Source organism: Emticicia sp. C21, from assembly GCF_003418935.1.
In the GTDB taxonomy this organism is placed as follows: Bacteria; Bacteroidota; Bacteroidia; order Cytophagales; family Spirosomataceae; genus Emticicia.
Genome location: NZ_QVMT01000003.1, coordinates 549,793 through 568,141, shown reverse-complemented (window position 1 = coordinate 568,141; position 18,349 = coordinate 549,793). Strand labels below are relative to the sequence as shown.

Annotated in this window: 15 protein-coding genes; 7 read left to right on the top strand and 8 right to left on the bottom strand. The window is 40.0% G+C overall.

All coding sequences use genetic code 11. The features are described 5' to 3' along the window. Positions 1 to 26: 26 nt before the first annotated feature. The 3 genes from D0T08_RS10105 to D0T08_RS10095 form a co-directional block, all read right to left on the bottom strand. A complete protein-coding gene (locus tag D0T08_RS10105) occupies positions 27 to 1,166 on the bottom strand; it encodes a FecR domain-containing protein (protein ID WP_116982499.1) in 1,140 nt (379 codons plus the stop codon). 1 nt (position 1,167) lies between these two features. Next, complete coding sequence (locus D0T08_RS10100; protein ID WP_116982498.1) at positions 1,168 to 1,704, bottom strand: RNA polymerase sigma-70 factor; 537 nt, start codon at positions 1,702 to 1,704, stop codon at positions 1,168 to 1,170. A 525-nt stretch (positions 1,705 to 2,229) separates the two neighbouring features. After that, positions 2,230 to 2,619, bottom strand: coding sequence for a hypothetical protein (locus D0T08_RS10095; protein ID WP_116982497.1), 390 nt, complete (start codon positions 2,617 to 2,619; stop codon positions 2,230 to 2,232). A 158-nt stretch (positions 2,620 to 2,777) separates the two neighbouring features. On the opposite strand from D0T08_RS10095, the gene D0T08_RS10090 reads away from it, so the two are divergent. Both D0T08_RS10090 and D0T08_RS10085 read left to right on the top strand, forming a co-directional pair. Continuing rightward, positions 2,778 to 4,190: a phage portal protein gene (locus D0T08_RS10090; protein ID WP_116982496.1), complete on the top strand. Its 1,413-nt coding sequence runs from the start codon at positions 2,778 to 2,780 to the stop codon at positions 4,188 to 4,190. 55 nt (positions 4,191 to 4,245) lie between these two features. Then, entirely contained in the window at positions 4,246 to 6,024 is a 1,779-nt protein-coding gene (locus D0T08_RS10085; RefSeq protein ID WP_116982495.1) for a glycosyl hydrolase family 28-related protein, read from the top strand. Positions 6,025 to 6,237: 213 nt separating this feature from the next. Here the strand turns inward: D0T08_RS10085 and D0T08_RS10080 are convergent, their stop codons facing one another. Beyond that, positions 6,238 to 6,627 carry a hypothetical protein gene (locus D0T08_RS10080; protein ID WP_116982494.1) on the bottom strand — a complete coding sequence of 130 codons (390 nt, stop codon included), beginning with the start codon at positions 6,625 to 6,627 and terminating at the stop codon, positions 6,238 to 6,240. Between the two features lie 338 nt (positions 6,628 to 6,965). Between D0T08_RS10080 and D0T08_RS10075 the strand changes: the two genes are divergently transcribed. Continuing rightward, complete coding sequence (locus D0T08_RS10075; RefSeq protein WP_116982493.1) at positions 6,966 to 7,394, top strand: response regulator; 429 nt, start codon at positions 6,966 to 6,968, stop codon at positions 7,392 to 7,394. Between the two features lie 150 nt (positions 7,395 to 7,544). Here the strand turns inward: D0T08_RS10075 and D0T08_RS10070 are convergent, their stop codons facing one another. Then, entirely contained in the window at positions 7,545 to 10,412 is a 2,868-nt protein-coding gene (locus D0T08_RS10070) for a PAS domain S-box protein (protein WP_116982492.1), read from the bottom strand. Positions 10,413 to 10,812: 400 nt separating this feature from the next. On the opposite strand from D0T08_RS10070, the gene D0T08_RS10065 reads away from it, so the two are divergent. Next, positions 10,813 to 11,058, top strand: a complete 246-nt coding sequence (locus tag D0T08_RS10065) for a hypothetical protein (protein ID WP_116982491.1) — start codon at positions 10,813 to 10,815, stop codon at positions 11,056 to 11,058. Between the two features lie 120 nt (positions 11,059 to 11,178). On the opposite strand, the gene D0T08_RS10060 is transcribed toward D0T08_RS10065, so the two are convergent. Further along, positions 11,179 to 12,312 (bottom strand): tail fiber domain-containing protein, encoded by a 1,134-nt coding sequence (locus tag D0T08_RS10060; protein WP_116982490.1) that lies wholly within the window; start codon positions 12,310 to 12,312, stop codon positions 11,179 to 11,181. 953 nt (positions 12,313 to 13,265) lie between these two features. Further along, complete coding sequence (locus tag D0T08_RS10055) at positions 13,266 to 14,612, bottom strand: hypothetical protein (RefSeq protein ID WP_116982489.1); 1,347 nt, start codon at positions 14,610 to 14,612, stop codon at positions 13,266 to 13,268. Positions 14,613 to 14,698: 86 nt separating this feature from the next. Between D0T08_RS10055 and D0T08_RS27580 the strand changes: the two genes are divergently transcribed. From D0T08_RS27580 to D0T08_RS10045, 3 genes are all read left to right on the top strand, one after another. Continuing rightward, the gene (locus D0T08_RS27580) at positions 14,699 to 14,836 is read left to right on the top strand and encodes a hypothetical protein (RefSeq protein WP_158561237.1); all 138 of its coding nucleotides are present in this window, start codon (positions 14,699 to 14,701) and stop codon (positions 14,834 to 14,836) included. A gap of 180 nt (positions 14,837 to 15,016) precedes the next feature. Continuing rightward, positions 15,017 to 16,555: an SBBP repeat-containing protein gene (locus tag D0T08_RS10050; protein WP_116982488.1), complete on the top strand. Its 1,539-nt coding sequence runs from the start codon at positions 15,017 to 15,019 to the stop codon at positions 16,553 to 16,555. Positions 16,556 to 17,611: 1,056 nt separating this feature from the next. Then, the gene (locus D0T08_RS10045; protein WP_116982487.1) at positions 17,612 to 18,106 is read left to right on the top strand and encodes a hypothetical protein; all 495 of its coding nucleotides are present in this window, start codon (positions 17,612 to 17,614) and stop codon (positions 18,104 to 18,106) included. On the opposite strand, the gene D0T08_RS10040 is transcribed toward D0T08_RS10045, so the two are convergent. Further along, a complete protein-coding gene (locus D0T08_RS10040; protein ID WP_116982486.1) occupies positions 18,096 to 18,293 on the bottom strand; it encodes a hypothetical protein in 198 nt (65 codons plus the stop codon). The genes D0T08_RS10045 and D0T08_RS10040 overlap by 11 nt on opposite strands. Positions 18,294 to 18,349: the final 56 nt, after the last annotated feature.

Here is an 18,349-nt window from a genome sequence, read left to right as displayed (position 1 = left end):
GGGCAACGTTTTATTTATGATCGACCCTAATCATTAGCAGTATAAGTCCATGACCATACGCCGTTGGTATTTATTGCCGGATTATATTTTTTCTCGTATCGACGGAAAACTGCTTCGCTCTGTTTTTCGCCATTAATGAAAAAGCCTTTATTGCTGATTGTAAAAGATACATTTTTACTATCTCCAATTAATCCGTCTTTGCGTATATCAGCCAGAATTCTTTTGGTTGTTTTATCGGCTTTGTCAATCAGTTCCTGCTGCCCCTCAGGTGTATTACTATTATCAGTCGAATAGCTTGATGAGTAGGAATGAGAGGATCCATCTTTTTCGGTTGAAACTGAGGTAGATACACTCACACTGGATTTCTTTTTACGGGTAGTGTCGGGTACTTGTATAATAGCATTCTTTTCTTTGATTTCAGGTACCAAAGGCTTTTTTGGTTGTTCAAAATTAATCAAATGAAGATGCTTTTGTGTCTGGCTATACGTTGCTTTTTCTCCTGCTTTGATACTTTTTGAATAACCATAATCGTCAGAGACAGATACTTCACCCTCTGTGACATCAATCAGAATAAAATTGCCGTTTGGCGTCGTTTTCACAGTGAACGCTGTTCCAAGGTCTTTGATATGAATGTTGTTTACATCAACAATGAATGGCCGCCTGGCATCGTGTATTACCGAAAACTGAGCCGAGCCTTGTAGTTGTATTTTTCTGCTATTTACCCCGTAATTTTTATCAACTGTAATAGATGAATTGGGCGAGATAATAATTTCAGACCTGTCTGCAAGACTAACCGTTTTTGCCACCGAACTTGCCTCATAAATAGTATCATTAATCTGCTGATTTGAAAAAGTATAATACAGCAAGCCAATAGCAAGTAGCAACATAACTGAGGCTGCTACATTGAGTCCGCGCCAGTTCATGAGCCAGCCACTTGGTACAATAGGCTTATCTACAGCCTTGCGTACATTCTCCCAAACCTGTTGTTGGTTTTCGATGGTATTTAATGTAAGATTCATAGTAAAAAAATTAGCTGATGTGTTTAAATAAGACCTGTTTTCGGGCGAGATTTCAGCCCAATCTTCCAATTGCATGGCTTCTTCCGGCGAGGCCTCACCAGAGAAAAACTTAGCAATTAATGTATCTATTTCGGTATCCTGTTGCATATCAGAGACTTAATAAGATCAGTAATAGTGGGTAATAATTTTTCAGTGTTCCTCTCAGCATCTTCAAAGCCTTGCCCATCTGGTTTTCTACTGTTTTTTCGGAGATGGCGAGTTCAGCCGCTATTTCCTTGTATTTTAGTCCATCAAACCGGCTCATTCTGAATATTCTGCGGCATTGCTCCGGTAATGTTTCAATGGCCTGCTCCAGTTTTGTATAGAGGTCTTCTTCCTCATTTTTATAGGTATCAGGCATTTCATCAGCGTTATGTAAGACTTCTGCCTCATGCCGTTTCTTTACTTTTTCATGCTTCAGAAAATCGAGACTTGCATGATAGACCGTTTTATACAAATACGCTCTTGCCGAGGTATGAAAATCAGCAGCACCCATTTTTTGCCATAGGCCAATAAACGCCTGCTGAACAATGTCTTCGGCGTCGTCTCTGTTTTTTACGATAGTGAGGCTGTATAACAATACTGGCGAGTAATACGCATTAAAAAGCTTTTCGAGCTCTCTGGTATTGATATTCTTTACAATCATTCAATCTTCCGGTAACTGATACAAAGTAAATTTAGAAACTTTTGCTGGTAAGACGATAAGGGGTTGAAATACCCCTATATTTGGTGCCAAATATTTTTTTGGGGATTTAATAAGCGGATTGCGATTCCCCAGAGTCCCCTGCTATGGCGTACCGTTCCTACGAGAGACTCTGGGGCGGGGGCCTTAGCTATATTGGGACAAATCTTAACCCTCAGAGTCCCCTTGCTTTACTAAGGGCAATCGCACACGGGAGACTCTGAGGGAACAAAAACAGTGATAAAACCGTATGAAAATCAGTATGAATTTACCTGAATGCCCTATCAAAAATTGCTAAAGCACCTACCAAAGCACTAGCGAAAGCAAAGTGAAAGCACCTAACAAAGCAACGTGAAAGCACTAGTCAAAGCATTTATAGTATATATAAACAAAGAAATAAATAAATAGTATAACTATTAAACAATGTATCTTGTCGAAACTGAAGTTCCGACGGTGGCTTTAAGAAATATTTTTTTAATCAGATAAGACTCAGCTACAATATTTCTTCCAGGAAACCACCTTTAGATTTTCATCGAGATAAATAATAAATTCACAGGGGTCAAAACTATTTCCTAAATCATAGCCTAATTCTTTTTTCCACGTATAATTTTCTCCATCAGGATGTCTTCCATCCGGTTCTCCCAGAAGCTTAATTACTTCGTCTTTGGTCATTCCTTTCTTCAGATGTTTATTTTCTAAATCGCTTAACATAACAGCCCTTGTCTCTCCCTCAAAATCATCTTTCCATAGATTCTGGTTAAACTCCTTGTTATCTCCATCAATAAGCGCAGTAGTCATAAACATGGCTACTAAGTAAAATATCCCAAATCCTATGCAAACAAAAATAACTATAGTAATCAGAAGTTTTTTGATTTTCATATCAGCCAGATTTTAAAAGAATTCCTCAAATTACCCCCAACAGTATGAAAATCCCAATATCCCTTTCAAAAACTTGCACCCCCCCTCCCACCATCTTACCTTTGTGCATCTCTCCAACAGACTCATTAGTGATATGCCCATAATCTTTTCAGACAGATATGGGATTCTTAGGTTTTGGCGCGTCCAACAAAAAAACAATTAACTCCGCCGCTTCGTCGGCCGCCGTGAATACGGCCAATTTGTACAATCAATTACTTTTCAGCATTCCGTATCGGGGTATGCCCATCACCACCGAATATAACCTCCACGAATACACCCGAACATACGCCAACAACTCGCTGGTATTTGCCTTAATCGACTGGAAAGCCAGTCGGGCATCCGAAATACGCCCCTGTCTTTACGAGATAAAAGACAAGGCCCTTGCCAAAGAATACCGTAAGTTCAACGGCATTTACGTCAGCGACTACGAGCGCAAGCAACTGGCTACGCTCAAAGAACGCTCTTATACCGAAATAGACCTGTCGGCCGTTTCGGCCACCGACCTCACCTATGGCAAACTCAAGAAGCTGTTTCGTCAGCCTGCGCCATTGTTCAGTTGGAAACAGTTTGTGTATCACTACATGGCCTCGCGCGATGTGGCGGGTTTCTGTGTTATATGGGCCAATAGGGTAAGCAAAAGCCTGAGCAAAGTCAATATCGAGAGCCTGAATCCCCTACCCTCACATCTGGTGCAAATCATTGGTGGCACACAGTTTGAACCCATTCAGGGTTATAAAATCATCAATGCTACCTATCAAAAGGTGCTGGATGTGGACAGCGCCTTTTTGCTTCGGAACCATTCGTTCAATTATGATAATCAGGGAGGCTTCCTCTATGGCACCCCGCGTATACAAGCGGCATTGAACGAGATTGATACCTACAAAGCCTCAAAACTCAGGGAGCTATACGGTTTCCAGACCGGAGATAGCACCAATATCCTTTTCCCACGTGATAAGGAGGTATCAGAGGCCTACAATCAGCAGTCGCCACAAGAAAAACAGAGTTTCAAAGATGTAATCCTACGCATGTTTGGTCAGAAAAACCGCCATAATGTGGCTGTGTCAGGTTTCCCTCTAGATGCCATTCGCCTGGATGCTCCACTTTCGGAGTCGCGTACGCAGGAGGCTCAGAAGACTATCCGGGAGATTCTGGGGGCTGTATGGCATATCAATCCGGTGTTGTTGGGGTCGCAGGAAGCATCCAGCTACAACAATCTCAAGGAAGTGAGTAAAATCTCCCTGCGTGATGGAGTTTTCCCCGAAATGCGCGAACTCTGCGAAGCTTTGCATGAATTCGTCGTGCAGCCATCCTTAAAAGACCACGAACTCCAGTTCGACTACGATGTTTTCGAAGAATTCAGCCAAGACATCAAATACCAATCAGAAGCCCTCCGCAACATGGACTTTCTGAGCGATAACGAAAAAAGAGCATGGCTGGATTACGGGCCTTTAGCTGATGCAAAGGCGGATGTGCCGCGCGGGTTGTGGGGAGATGGAAAGGTTGTTGGGATGGCTAAAGAAGATAGTAAGTAAGCCATTCATTGCTTAGAATATTAAATCAATTCACAAATAATTAAATCTCACAATTATGTCAATTCAAGTAGTGAGCGACATTTCTACGCTCAGAACAATTACAGGCTCAAGTAATGATGTGGCTGATGTTTTAGGTTATTATGCCGTTAATGATGGTGGTGGCGGCCAATTTTATTGGGATGCTGCCAGCACTGCTACCGACAACGGTGGAACGGTTATTCAGGCAACAGGTGTATCAACAGGCCGATGGTTAAGAATAGTGTCTGATGAGGTTAGTGTAAGATGGTTTGGAGCCAAAGGAGATGGCGCAACAGATGACTCTATGGCCATACAAAAAGCTATTGATTATTGTGCTATTAGCCTGGAAAGTATCGTCTATTTTCCTAAAGGCACCTATATCGCTAATGACAATCTATATCTCTACAATAAGGTTTCTCTTTGTGGTAACAGTAAGGAATATTGTATTATTAAATTAACAGATGAAATTCCTTATGCTTATTGGGTTGTAATTGGTACAGACAGTTATGGAGGTAGCCCAAATGTCTGGACAGGCTCGATACGCAACCTTAGCTTTGATGTAAATACAAGTATTCAAATAGCACTTTCTATTCATTTAGGAAAGAATTGCAGCATTGAAAATTGTATTATTAACTCACATGGCCTCATTACTAATAAGCTTATCAGCGGGAATAATAACGCCGACTATGTAATCCCGAATGTGACTTATCCGCGCGATAACGTAGTTGTGAGAGATAATGTGCTATATATGAGTAGTACCGACGGGGAGTCTATAGGATTTGGTGGCCGCTCAAAAAATATACTCATTGATAATAATTCAATTTTAGGAGCAGCGGGCGATGATCTGGGTTTGCATTTTGTCGAAAATGTGGTTGTTCAGAATAACTATATTGAAACATTCAATGGTAGAATTTATGTTTCAAATTCCCGGAATATTAAGATTCTATACAACAAAATAATTCATACCAACCTCTCAGAATCGGGAATGGGGATATTAGTTGAAGTAGAATCTGTAGCTACACCTCGCGTTTGTGAGAATATCTCAATTATCGGCAATGAGGTTATTTATCAAAGTTCAAGTTCTGCTAGCAATTATGGCATCAGAATAAAAAGCGGCAGAAATGTTCTGATTAAAGATAACGCTCTTTACAATCTAGGTCTCAATCCCAATACTTTAGCCCAAATTTTAGTTGAGAATCAAACATTGACCGGGTTTGTTGACCCTACTCTTATTGATCCTTCCGGAAATGCTTATAGCCGAAATATAACGATTGTTAATAACAGGTGCGATGGATCAATCAATTTAAATGCAGCTTATGATGCCAACAAAATCATAGGAAATATTGCTAAAAATTATACAGCAATTCAGGATTGTATTTTCAAGGATAATGTGTTTACCGGCACACAGGCTGATAATGCAGTAAGCGGCAGTCATTTTTATCAGAACGACCCCTTGCCAACGTTCTCTGGGTCATCGCTGGGGTCTTCCTACGTAAAATTAAAAATGGGTAACGGAGGTTTTGAATATATATTCAGAAAGAACGTACGATTGACTAATCTGGATGTTGCTGTAAATGCGCCGTTAACCGCAGGGTTTTATCAGATAAATATCTATAAGAACGGAAGTCTACTTGGAACACGTTCTTACTCAACTACAGGTACTAACTCAGGGAATGCGCAGGTGACAACCGGACAAACACAATCTACCTATGATTTTGCTAAGGGTGATGTACTATATTTTGAAGCGAAATGTAATAATGGCACTCCTACTACGAATGATATTTCATTGACTGTCAACTGTATTGAGTTTGACTGACCCTCTAAGTCTCAGTTTATGTGAGTTCAGCCAATACAATTACGGTCTTATTTTATAATAGCCGGGGTACAACATTAGACCTTGCCTCGGGGACTTTGAAAGTGAGGATTATCAGGTGACCTGTATTAAAAACAATCGCTACTAATCCTCAGATTAGTGGTGCTTAATCAAGAGATTGTATATAAAGTATTTGCGAAGTATCCATAATTTTGTCTATTTCAAAAAACCAGCAATTTCTTTTTCAAAAACACCGGTAGACTTTACATCTCTGAAATAATATGGCTGGCCCGTTTTATTATTTAATCCCCAGCTTGCTTTAATATTTGTTAGGGAAATAGAAACTGCCGTTTTACCATTGTTTTCCCTTACTTTAAAGTTTATATCTGATTTAACTAACTCAGGTGTGAGACATTTATATTTACCCTCGGGTTTTTCGCAACCTAAAACAATATGAGCATTGGTTACTTGTGGAGTACCATCAGGATTTTCAAAAGTAAAAAAACTGGCTCTGTAATCTTCGGCAATTACAATTCCTGTACTTTTATCTTCTGAGGCAACTTTTAAAGAATTTTTCGAGCAATACTCTCTGATACTGTTTAGCACTCTATCTATTGGCTTTTCGGTTTCAAATGTATAATCAACAGGATATTTACTTTTTAGAGGGGGTTTCCATGAACTTCAATACTTACATCGCCATGAAAAATCTTATCAAAGGTTAGAGGCCATTGTCTTTTACCAGATAATTTTGCTTACTTTACCTCGTTCTATTTTTTCTTACTATCGATATACGTTAAAAGTAGTTCAGATAAAAGCCCATTCATTTGGGCTTTTTCACTCATCTTAGTCGATCTCTAATGAGATTCTAATATCAGTTATTCGGAATCCCCAAAAACTTTTTTCGCGTATATCTGTTATATGTTTCATCACAACTATAGAAAATAATGGATAAAAGACCCGTCATACTGATTGAGGATGACATCGATGATAAACTCTTTCTGGAAGATGCTTTCTCTGCCTTAGAAGTAACACATCCACTGATCTGGTTCAATGACTGCCAGGCTGCGAGAGATTATCTTTACTCAACAAAGGAAATTCCTTTCCTGATTCTTTGCGATATCAATCTGCCCAAGCAAACAGGTATAGAGTTGAAAAGGGAAATACAAGGCAACGAACAACTCAGGAAAAAGAGCATCCCCTTTGTTTTTTATACCACTTCCGATCAGTCTGAACTGGTCAATGAGGCCTATTTGCAGTTGAATGTTCAAGGCTATGTGCAGAAAAGCAACGACTTCGGTATCATGAAGAACAACTTACGCACGATACTCGATTACTGGGCATTGTGCAAGCATTCGAATAATACGTTTAATTAAGTACCTGGTTTGGAGATGTCATGCCCTTATCTTAAGCACCAAAGCCTCTCTGTTCGGAGAGGCTTTAATTAAATCACAAATTTTGTACTACTTATCTTCCGATTGAGAAAGTTTACTACTCATTATAGAGACCTGATAATCTCCCTCTTATCAATTCAAACCACAAGGTAGATAAACATCAAACCTGGCTCCTTCATTGGGAACACCTGAGGCGGTGATAAACCCATTATGGTTTTCAACTATCTTTTTCACAATCGCCAGCCCGATACCTGTGCCTGTGTATTCACTTTTACCGTGCAGGCGTTGGAAAATCTCGAAGATTCGCTCATTGTATTCTTCCTCAAACCCAATACCATTATCTTCTATGGTTATCTGGCAATACTTCTTGTCAGGATTCACTGTTAAGTTATCTATACTGCTCCCCATCCTGGCCATGCAATTTATCTGAATATGCGGCTTAACTTCTGGTTTTGAAAACTTAAGCGAATTGCTGATTAGGTTCATCAGCAATTGTTTAAACTGATACGGTATCACCTCAGTCTGACATGATGATTTTAGCTCAATCATCGCATTTTTTTCAGCAATAACTTCTTTAATATCTTCCTTTATTTCATTCACTATCTCCCGAATATCCACTTTGGCAAAAATCCTTTCACCGGTATTCGTGCGCGAATACGCCAGAATATCTTCAATGAGGGTCTGCATACGCATTACGGCATTATTAATCCGGTTCAAAATATCTTTCCCGCTATCCGACAAATTCTCTTTCTCTTTATCCAGTAGTCGTCCCGAAAAAGTCTTTATTTTTCTGAGAGGCTCCTGCAAATCGTGGCTCGACACATAGGCAAACGATTGTAGCTCGGTATTCATTCGTTCAAGCTCCCTGTTTTTGTCTTCCAATTGCTGAGCATTAGCTTTTATACGGTCTTCGGCAGCTTTTTTATCGGTCAGGTCGTGTGTCACTTTCGAGAAACCAATCACCTCGTTCTGGTCATTATGTATGGCCGTAATCACCACATTGGCCCAGAATAACTCTCCGTTTTTGCGCACCCGCCAACCCTCATGACTGGCTCTGCCGGATAATCTTGCCAGTTCCAGCAATTGCTCAGGTAACTGCCCCAACCGATCTTGTTCCGGATAGAAAGTTGAGAAATTCCTGCCTACAATTTCCTGTGAAGTATAGCCTTTGATATTCTCAGCACCCTTGTTCCAGTTTTCAACGATCCCTAGTTCATTCAGCGAAAAAATCGCATAGTCCTGTACCTCTTCTACCATCTGGTGATAGCGTTCTTCGCTCTTTTTCAGGGCTTCATTCAGGCGTTTCAGCTCTTTAATCTGCTCCTGCACGTTCTTTTCCAGTTTAGAGGTATTTGCTTTCTGGGCATGAATATCGGCGCTGGTGCCTACCCACATCTGGATATTTCCCTTGGCATCTTTCTGCGGAATAGCCCGGCTCAGATGCCAGTAATAATTGCCGTCTTTATTAAGAAAACGATGTTCAAAAGCATATTCCTGCCCTGTGTTGATAGCCTCCATCCATCTTCGCAGATTCTCTTCTCTATCATCAGGATGCACCAGATCAAGCCACTTATCCATTCTCACTTTTTCAGGTGGAATACCCGAATAATTAAAAATCGACTGATTATAATAGTTAAGATTTCCCTGCGGATCGCTCGTCCAGACAAATTGCGGCATTGAATCAGCCAGTAGTCTGAATTTCTGCTCACTTTCGCGCAATGCCTGCTGGTAATTCTGTTCTTCGGTGATATCCTGTATGGTACCAACCACCCTGACAGGCGTATAGGCTTCATCATATGATACCGTCCCTTTCACTTCTACCCAATGTATCGACTGGTCATCCCAGATAATACGACTTCTGAAATGGAGCGTACCGGTTTTAAGCGATCTGTTAAAAGCATTCAATCGTATTATCTCATCGTCAGGATGAATTTGCTGACTGAGATACTGATAACTTACCGGAGCATCTTCCTGATGGCCAAAAATTTCCAGATATCGCCCGCCATAATGAAGTTCATTGTTTAGCAGGTTCAGTTCCCAGGTACCCAGTTCACTGGCTTCAATCACGATAGACAGGCGCTCCTCATTTTCACGAAGTTTTTTTACGGTATTCACCTGTGGAGTAATATCCTGCAGTGTACCACTAAAACGATAAGCCACCTGATTCTCGTCGAACAAAGCTTTACCCTTTGCCAATACCGTTATTTCCTGATTGGTAATTGGATTATGAATCGTATATTCAGTATCATAATTACCACCAGACTCATATTGCATGGCTGACTGTATAGCCTCCGTCACTTTTTGTCGGTCTTTTTCAATAATTCTGCTTAAAGCTAGGGGTAGGTCTATATCTTCTTCAAGCGGAAGAGCAAACCAGTTTTTCAGACGATCGTTACCTGAGAATTTATTAGTAACAGGATTCAGATCCCACGTACCTAATTTGGCTGCATCAATCGTAAACTGCAGCTGCTCTTCACGTACCTCAATCTTTTTTAGGGTTTCCACTTGCTGTGTAGTTTCTACGCAGGTAACAAATACACCAGTAGGCTTATTAAAATCGTCGTTGACAGGGCTATAACTGTAAGTCCAGTAGACATCTTCAATACCTCCATTTCTATAAATAGGCACTAGTTGATTCTCACTCCAGGTAGCTTCTCCAGTGGCTAATACCTGATCAATTAGAGGTTTAATAATATCCCATATTTCTGGCCAGGCTTCCTGCGCTTTCATGCCTAAAATATGCGGATGCTTCCCGTCATTACCCAAACTGGGCCGATAGGCATCGTTATAAAAACAGGTTAAACCGGGCCCCCACCATAAAAACATCGGAAACTTGGAATTAAGCAGAAAATTGACGATTGTTTTTAAACCCGCCGGCCAGTTTTCAGGACTCCCGACTTCGGTTTGGCTCCAATCTTTCTGGCGGGTTAGTTCACCCATTTCACCCCCGCCCATTATAAATTCAGTAGCAGTAATACTTGTTGTGGTTTTAGACTTCATGCGTTTATCTTTTTTTCAATGTATACTAAACAATTAAGCTGCATTCCCTATCTACATACAGATAAGTAAGCACCTCAATGTTTTTTTACAGCTTAAGAAGATAGCGTTGTTTAGGCAAATGTGATTTTAGCAAAAATAATGTTAAACAAAAGTAGCAAATTATACTTAAAATCAAAACAGACAAACTGCCAAGTTGTTTATCGATTTAATAAGAATCAACAAAAAACTGCATATGCAGCCACATTCCCTAAAAGGTACCTTAGAGTAAATCAATTTGTGTTTTATTTGATTAATGTTTGCCAACCTCCAAATCTATTCAATCCCCCTCAAAATCAAAACCGCACTTCTCTTTTATTTCTCAGAAAATACCTATATTTATCCCTTATAAAAAAACTACACAATGAAAACTTTTGGACTGAGCGTACTCATTCTGGGGTTACTCCACGTATTTTATTCCATAATTGTAGGCATGGCCTTTGATACTCCTTTTCCGAGAAGATATTATGCCATACCCGGCCACGAAACCCAGACAGATTATATACAAAGGCAAAAGAAACGCCTTACTATCTCAGGCTTACTCATTGCCACGGGTTTTGTTTTGGTGGTTTTTAGCAAAGACACAAAAAAGCACAGCTTTGAGGCATGATTCAGAAATCTGCTATTACAAATATTAGCCAGACAAAACCCTCATTATTTACTTACTATGGATGGGAATATAGAAAGCCCCTCGCGGAGCTTTCCAACATATCTCTATTATTCCAACTACTTATCTTCTCGCCGACTTTATCAATTTTTTCAGTTCCTCCATTTCACTTTTTAAAGCATCAATCTCTTTTACCTGCTCCTTCAATGTGTTAATTTCCTTCTGCTGTTTCTGAATAATCATTTGTTGCTCTTGTACAGCTTTGATAGCTAACACCCCAATCCGTGAGTAATCCATGCTGTAATACTGTTCTCCGCGCTCATTCCTATTGTCATAAACCACTTCCGGGAAATACTTCATCGTCTGTTGAGCCATCAGACCAACCTCCGTTTTGTCCGAATTTAGCAACTGATACGTCATTACATCCATTTTCATAATGTTCTTTAAAATACTCGCATAGTTGCTCATATTCTTTTTCAAACGAACATCAGATGTGGCTGTGTAAGCACCTGTGGTAGCATTAAAACTCCCTCTCTTTTCGCCTTTGGCATATAAAAATAAAGCACCGTCGTCATTATTAGTATAGAGAGTCCAACTATTGAGGTTCGTATCTGTATTCAGGATTCTCACACCTGTCATGCCAAAATAACCCGTCGGATGCCTCACTTCCAGGTCTGCGTTGGGGTTTTGTGTATAGTTAATAATATAAGGCTTGGTTTTCTGTACAACCAGTCCGGCACCATTTCCGTTAGGATTTACATTTCTGAAAAAGGCACCAGCCCCATTGCCATATACAGTTGTTTCTATACCAGTTCCATTGCCCTGAGTAGTGATTTCAACCGCAGTATATCCATTATCTGGATTAGTTATCTGAAATCTTGCAGCATTATTACCTGCTGCTGTACTAATAAGCCCTACCCCACCCCCAATGGCATTCGCCGAAACAGCAATCCCGGTGGAAGTCAACCCGTATACTCCACTACCATAAGGTGCTTCACCTTTTACCCCTATTCCACCCGAAACGTGTGAGCCATATACGCCTGCACTCAAAGTACTGAAAGCAATACTATGCCCCCAAACTCCCTTGGCATTAGCACCACCTACATAATTCGTCACAGTCCCTTTCAGGGCATAAGCATCTTCCTCCGAAGTATGGTTAAAAAAATCAGATGTATGTGGCGTAACCGTAGCCGATTGTGCATAGGTAAACTGAATAGAGCCTGCCATGAGGCCCAAAATAAGGAGATGTTTTTTCATAAATAAGAAATTGTTAGATGGAATTGATTCTAAATAAAGATTTTTCCGGCCTACCGGAGTTTGCTGTAAGGATATAAATACTTGTCTATTGGCTCATGTTAAAAAAAGCCTGAAGCAGTATTTTCTAAGATGAACGGGTGTTTTTTCATGGTAAGCATGCGTTGGTGATTAATTAGTCAAATATAACTAAATTTCAGCAAAATAATACCGGAAAAATAAAGTTGTTTTTTTATCGTTCCGGATACCATTAAAGACCTGCAACTATAAAAAAAAGGTTCCGTCCATAGAAACATGTTTTTTGGGCGTTTTTATCTAAACTTTCGCTTCACCCCGCACAGCATCTACTCTAAATCTCCTCAAATGAGAGAAATTTTTACCCCCCTCTCCTCAAAAATGAGAGGGGTCAGGGGTGAAGTGAATCAAAAAGGTTCCCACCATAACGGTCACCTTTTAGACCATCACCATTTCTATTAATAAACTGATAATCAACACCTTAACAAATTTAATCATAAAATCTCTCCCACACAATCCAAGTTCTTTAAATCATACTGTAGGCTAATCATTCGCCTGAAATCAGAATACAAATAGGTTTAGATAAATCATTTTTACAGCCACGGTAGAGCCTCCTGTGTGCACAAGCTATTAGTAAAGCAAGAGGACTCTGCCGCGCCCTAAACTATGAGTTTGAATAATTTAAATAGACAAAACAAAAAAGCAGGCATTTACGCCTGCTTCATAGCATATCGATATGCGAATATATATCTACGAAAACGCACCACTAATACTACCTAAGACCGCATTGAGCTTTTGAATAGCTAATTCTTTCCAGTATACTTGCTTTAACGATTTTGACCGTGAGGCGAAAGATGGGTTTCTTGATAGTTGTTAAGCCGTCCGCAATAGATGTATAAGTACCTGTTGCAGGACTAAAAGCTCTATCAATTAGTATCCAACTACAAAGTATAAGTTATCTTTACCCCCTTAATTCCCATACCGCTCGACCAACTCGTTTCAGCCCCTGCTGTGGTTTCAACACTAATCCACAATTTATAGGTATGTGTAGTATTATTAACAGCTCCGACACTTGGATTCGGCACAACAAAGACATTACTTTTAATATCATTACTGCTTACTCCGGCCTGGTCAGTTTCCCCTGAAACAACTGTAGAAGTGAGTATATCATTGTAGGCCGACTTATATAAAGAAACATCAAACCTTTTTGCGCCAATTGTATTCGTATAATACACTTCTATCTGGGTAACTGTAGCACCATGAGGCAAATTAATACCTGCTACAAGTTTGTCAGTAGAGCCATTTGACATCAAACATTGGGAATAGAGATCATCTGCCGTAAAAGTACCGCTATTATTATATACAGGCTTGAATGACGCCGGAGCAACAGAATAATAATCGGTTTTGGGAGCCGGAGCCGTAGTAGTAAGCATCCCATTGGCATCAGCATATACATTTCTGGTGCCTGTACCGGCAAGTCCTGTTATAGTTGCATTACCTGTACTGTTTACCCAGAAACGCCAGCCATTCCCAATCCAGATACCTGTTTCAGTATCCCCTTTGTTGCCATAAAATGCGCCATCAGCCATAGTAAGGCTATTCGTACTATTACTCATCCAGATACCTGCGGTGGCACCGTTATGACGGATCCGGGCCCGACCATTCACATCCAGCAGGTCATTCGGGTTTGTTAAACCAATACCTACAAGCCCGGCATTTGTTATCGAAAGCCTTTCAACTAAATTGGTCGGAAAAGTACCGGCAGAAGTAAAAAGACCTAAGCGTGCAGCATTACTACCTGTACCAGTGGTTTTAATACCGCCCGTATGATAATTACCGGTTTTAAAATAAATACTACTATTGAGGCCTGCACTTAATGCTTGCGTATTATAAAACACCGCCAAATCCTCTTTCACCTCCTTAAATGTAGTTGATACTAACTCAAGTCCGGTATTGAAACTATGGTAAAGCAAAGGAACAGATGATCTGTAAATTCCGAAATCGCCCGGAAACGCACCTGAACCCGTAATGATAGAGTGTATAAGGTTATATTGATTACCAAAGTTTATGGTATTACTGGTGGAGTTGCCGTAAGGTACCCAACCTTCGAGATTGATTTTTGTGTGTGCGGCAACAAATTCTCCTGCACTTTCTCCTTTTAAAGTTAATTGTGCGGTTCCGGCAGGTTTACTAATGATGAGATGTGAAGGGTCAGTCGGAGAGATGGATACTGACTGTCCCAGAGCTGTGCTAACAACAAAAAGTAAAAGAATAAAGATTTTTCTCATGGTATTATATTGGAGGTTTGACTCATTGAATTACGGGTAAATAAAAGAACCTTGAAAGATGTCTATTGCCTGATAACCAAAGCTTTATGAAAACTATAAAAATAATCAGAGAAGAGCTAAAAATCAAAAATTATTTATTAAATGGCGTAAAGCCCACAACAAAACAAAAAAAGCAGGCATTCAGGCCGGATATTAGTTATCTGGTTTATTCTGAAATATATTAGTCAAGCTTATTTCAGAACAAGACAGCCTGAAACAGCCTGTCTGCTACCTCTCCCATTTTCCACAAGGACACCCATCTGCACCTAAATACCATCTAGTAAATTACTTAGGTTTTGTTTGCTTACCAGTAAGTTCTTTATTTATCTTTGATTGCTTACATCAATTGAAATCCATCATCAGCCATGAAATACATACTATCTCTCTGTTGCTCCCTTTTTTTTACTCTCACAATTGTTGCCCAGAACGTAACCATCACCCCCGGAGGCATCACTCCTGCTCAGAATAGTACCATTCCCCGTATCAGTTACGATGCCATTCTGGCCTTGCCCTCTCCACAAAACGGCGACCAGGCCTATGATGTCACCTTCCAGTGTATGCGCGTCTACACCGCAGGTAAATGGCTCTGTAGTTATCAGGACCCTTCCAATTACGCCGCCAACATCACAGCATTTGCCTCGGCAGGAGGAAACGCTCAGGATTACGGGACTGACATCGCCACTGATAACTCAGGCAATATCTATATAACAGGCTTTTATAACCAAACCGCCACTTTTGGGTCAATCACCAAAACAGCAGTAGGGAGTAACGATATTTTTATAGTCAAATATAATAAAAGCGGTGTTGTACAATGGGTCAGGTCGGCAGGTGGCACTAGTATAGATTATGCAAGAAGTATAGCAGTAGATGCAGGTGGCAATGTCTATATCACAGGTACTTATAACGGCCAGGCTACGTTTGAGTCAACAACGATTACGGCTTCAGGAGGTTCTAATAGCGACATTTTTATAGCCAAATATAACACCAATGGCGTTTTTCAGTGGGTGCGGTCGGCAGGTGGCGCAGAGGAAGATACCGGCTTTGGCATAGCATTAGATGCCAATAGCAATGTATACGTAACAGGTCGTTACAGAGGGACAGCCATCTTTGGCGTACTTGCCACAACCGCAGCAGGAGAGGCTGATATCTTTGTGGCTAAATATGCCAGCAATGGTAGCTTTTATTGGGTGGTATCAGCAGGTGGAGCATACGAAGACATCGGCTACAGTATAGCGGCAGATGCCGCAGGCACTGTATCTGTTACAGGCTACTATATAGTTTCAGCTACTTTTGAGACAACCACAAAAACTTCTGCAGGAGGAGGTGATATTTTTGTTGCCAGATATAATACCAATGGCGCTTTGGTTTGGGTACAATCTGCAGGTGGATCAGCTTTTGACCAGGGACAAGGAATAACAGTAGATGCCAGTGGCAATGCATATGTAACAGGTTTATATACAGGTTCAGCCTCTTTTTGGCTCTTTTCAAAAACTAGCCAGGGGAGTAATGATGCTTTCGTAGCGAAGTATAACACCAATGGCGAGGTAGCATGGGTACAGTCGGCAGGTGGAGAATCTTCTGACGTAGGAAACGACGTTACTATAGATGGTAGCGGCAATGTATATATAGCAGGTTCTTTTAGAAATACATCCACTTTTGGCTCAATACTTAAAAGCGCTGAAGGCGGTATTGACATTTTTGTGGCCAAATATAGTAACAACGGGCGTATTTTCTGGGTACAGGCAATGGGAAGTAGTGGCAACGACGACGGACGCGCCGTAGCCATAGACAGCAATGGTAACGGCTATGCAACGGGTGGTTATTCAGGCACAGTAACATTCGGCAGAATCAATAAAACCTCTCAGGGGCTTGAAGATGCTTTTGTATTGAGGTTTGATAAGTGAAAGTCAGGTACTTAAACAGGCTCGTCTATAGCTGTTTCAGGGTAAAAAAGCAGCCACCTAAGCCACATTCACAACAAGAAGCAATCAACTAAATCCTCCGCCCACATCAAAAAGGCGCTGTCCAAAACCGCCACCTTTTAAGGTCTCCAATATTTCAAACAACAAACTGATAATCAATTCATTACAAAAACTTCTAAAATTTAAAATGTACTATTTAAATTCAAAAAAAGGTTTCGTCCATATAACAATTTTTTAAGCCATAAATATTTCAACTAATGCACTGATAATCAATATATTAGATATATTTTTAAAGACAAAATAAGTTAATTCGAAAGCAAAAAAGAAGATTCTGTCCATAAATTCAAGCTTTAATACCCCTAAATTTCAAATAACAGACCGATAATTAATACATTAAACTAATTTTTAAAGATGATAATATATTAGTAATAAAAAGGTTACCACCATAACAGTCACCTTTAAAACCACCCAAATTCAAACAACAAACTGATAATCAAGCCCTTAACAAATTTACCTAAAAGCTTTCTTTCAGACAAATGAAGTTCTTAGAATCATACTGTCAGGACGACTATTTTTCTAAAAACAGACTTTGAGAGGTTTGAGTGAGGGATTTAAAAGCAGGCATTCACGCCAGCTTTAGAGTATACCATGCTAAGATATGTTTAAGAAAGAGCGCTACTAATGCTTAATATCCCGGCAGAGTCTCCCGTGTGCGTGTGCCTATACCAGGCAAGGGGACTCTGTCGCAAGGGTCTATATATTACGAAATAGCCCCACCAATACTACCCAAAACCGCATTCAATTGCTTCTTTTCCCGCTCAGAAATATCCAAAGATTCAATTTTCTTGGTAAGGGGACGCCCAGTCTAGGCGAAATAGCCAATTCTTTCCAGTCTACTTTCAATGCTTTGGCGATTTTGACGGTGAGGCGAAAGGTTGGTTTCTCAACGCCGATATTGATAAAAAGTTTGTTTTTGTTGTTTGTTTAAAGAATATTTACAATTATTCCAAAACAACTATTAAAGAAAATGCAATTACTATGAACCCCGAAGAAATAAACTTTTTCAAAACCCATTTGAGCGAAATCAGAAAGTATAAAAAAGAATCTGATTATGAATTATCCAATACATTGCTCGTAGCATCCAATGATTTTGGGATTGAGCATCTTGATTTAATTCTGCTCGCATTTGATGATGAATCTGAAGATCAATCAGCTATTTATAGTTTCAGGCATTCGTTTGCAGACATATATAAAAAGACTGACAAAGAAACCTTTTTTGAAGTTTTCCTATCAAATCTCTCAATACTTTTCCCCCATGCCATCGGTTGGGCCAGAACCCTTTTTACCCAGTGGACTTACAATGAACCAGAGGGTTTACTATTCGTTAAAATTGCCAGAAGATATCCTGACACAAAAGAAAAAATCCTTTCAGTCTTTGATATAATACTTAATGAAAGATATGATGATGGCACAGAAAGCCATGATGCAGCAAATGTGAAGAAATATAAAGAAATATTACTAGCTAATAGCTGATAAAACAAAAAAAGCAGCCATTTACGCCTGCTTTGGAGCATAGAAGTAAGCTAAAGATATAGTAAAAAGCGCCCCACCAATACATACTACACAGAACCGTATTCAGCTTCTGTTTTTCCTGCTCCGAAATATCCAAAGATTCAATTTTCTTGGTAATAGGCGAAAAAGCCAGTTCTTTCCAATCCACTTTCAAAGCTTTGGTGATTTTGGCTGTTAGGCGAAAGGTAGGTTTCTTGACACCTG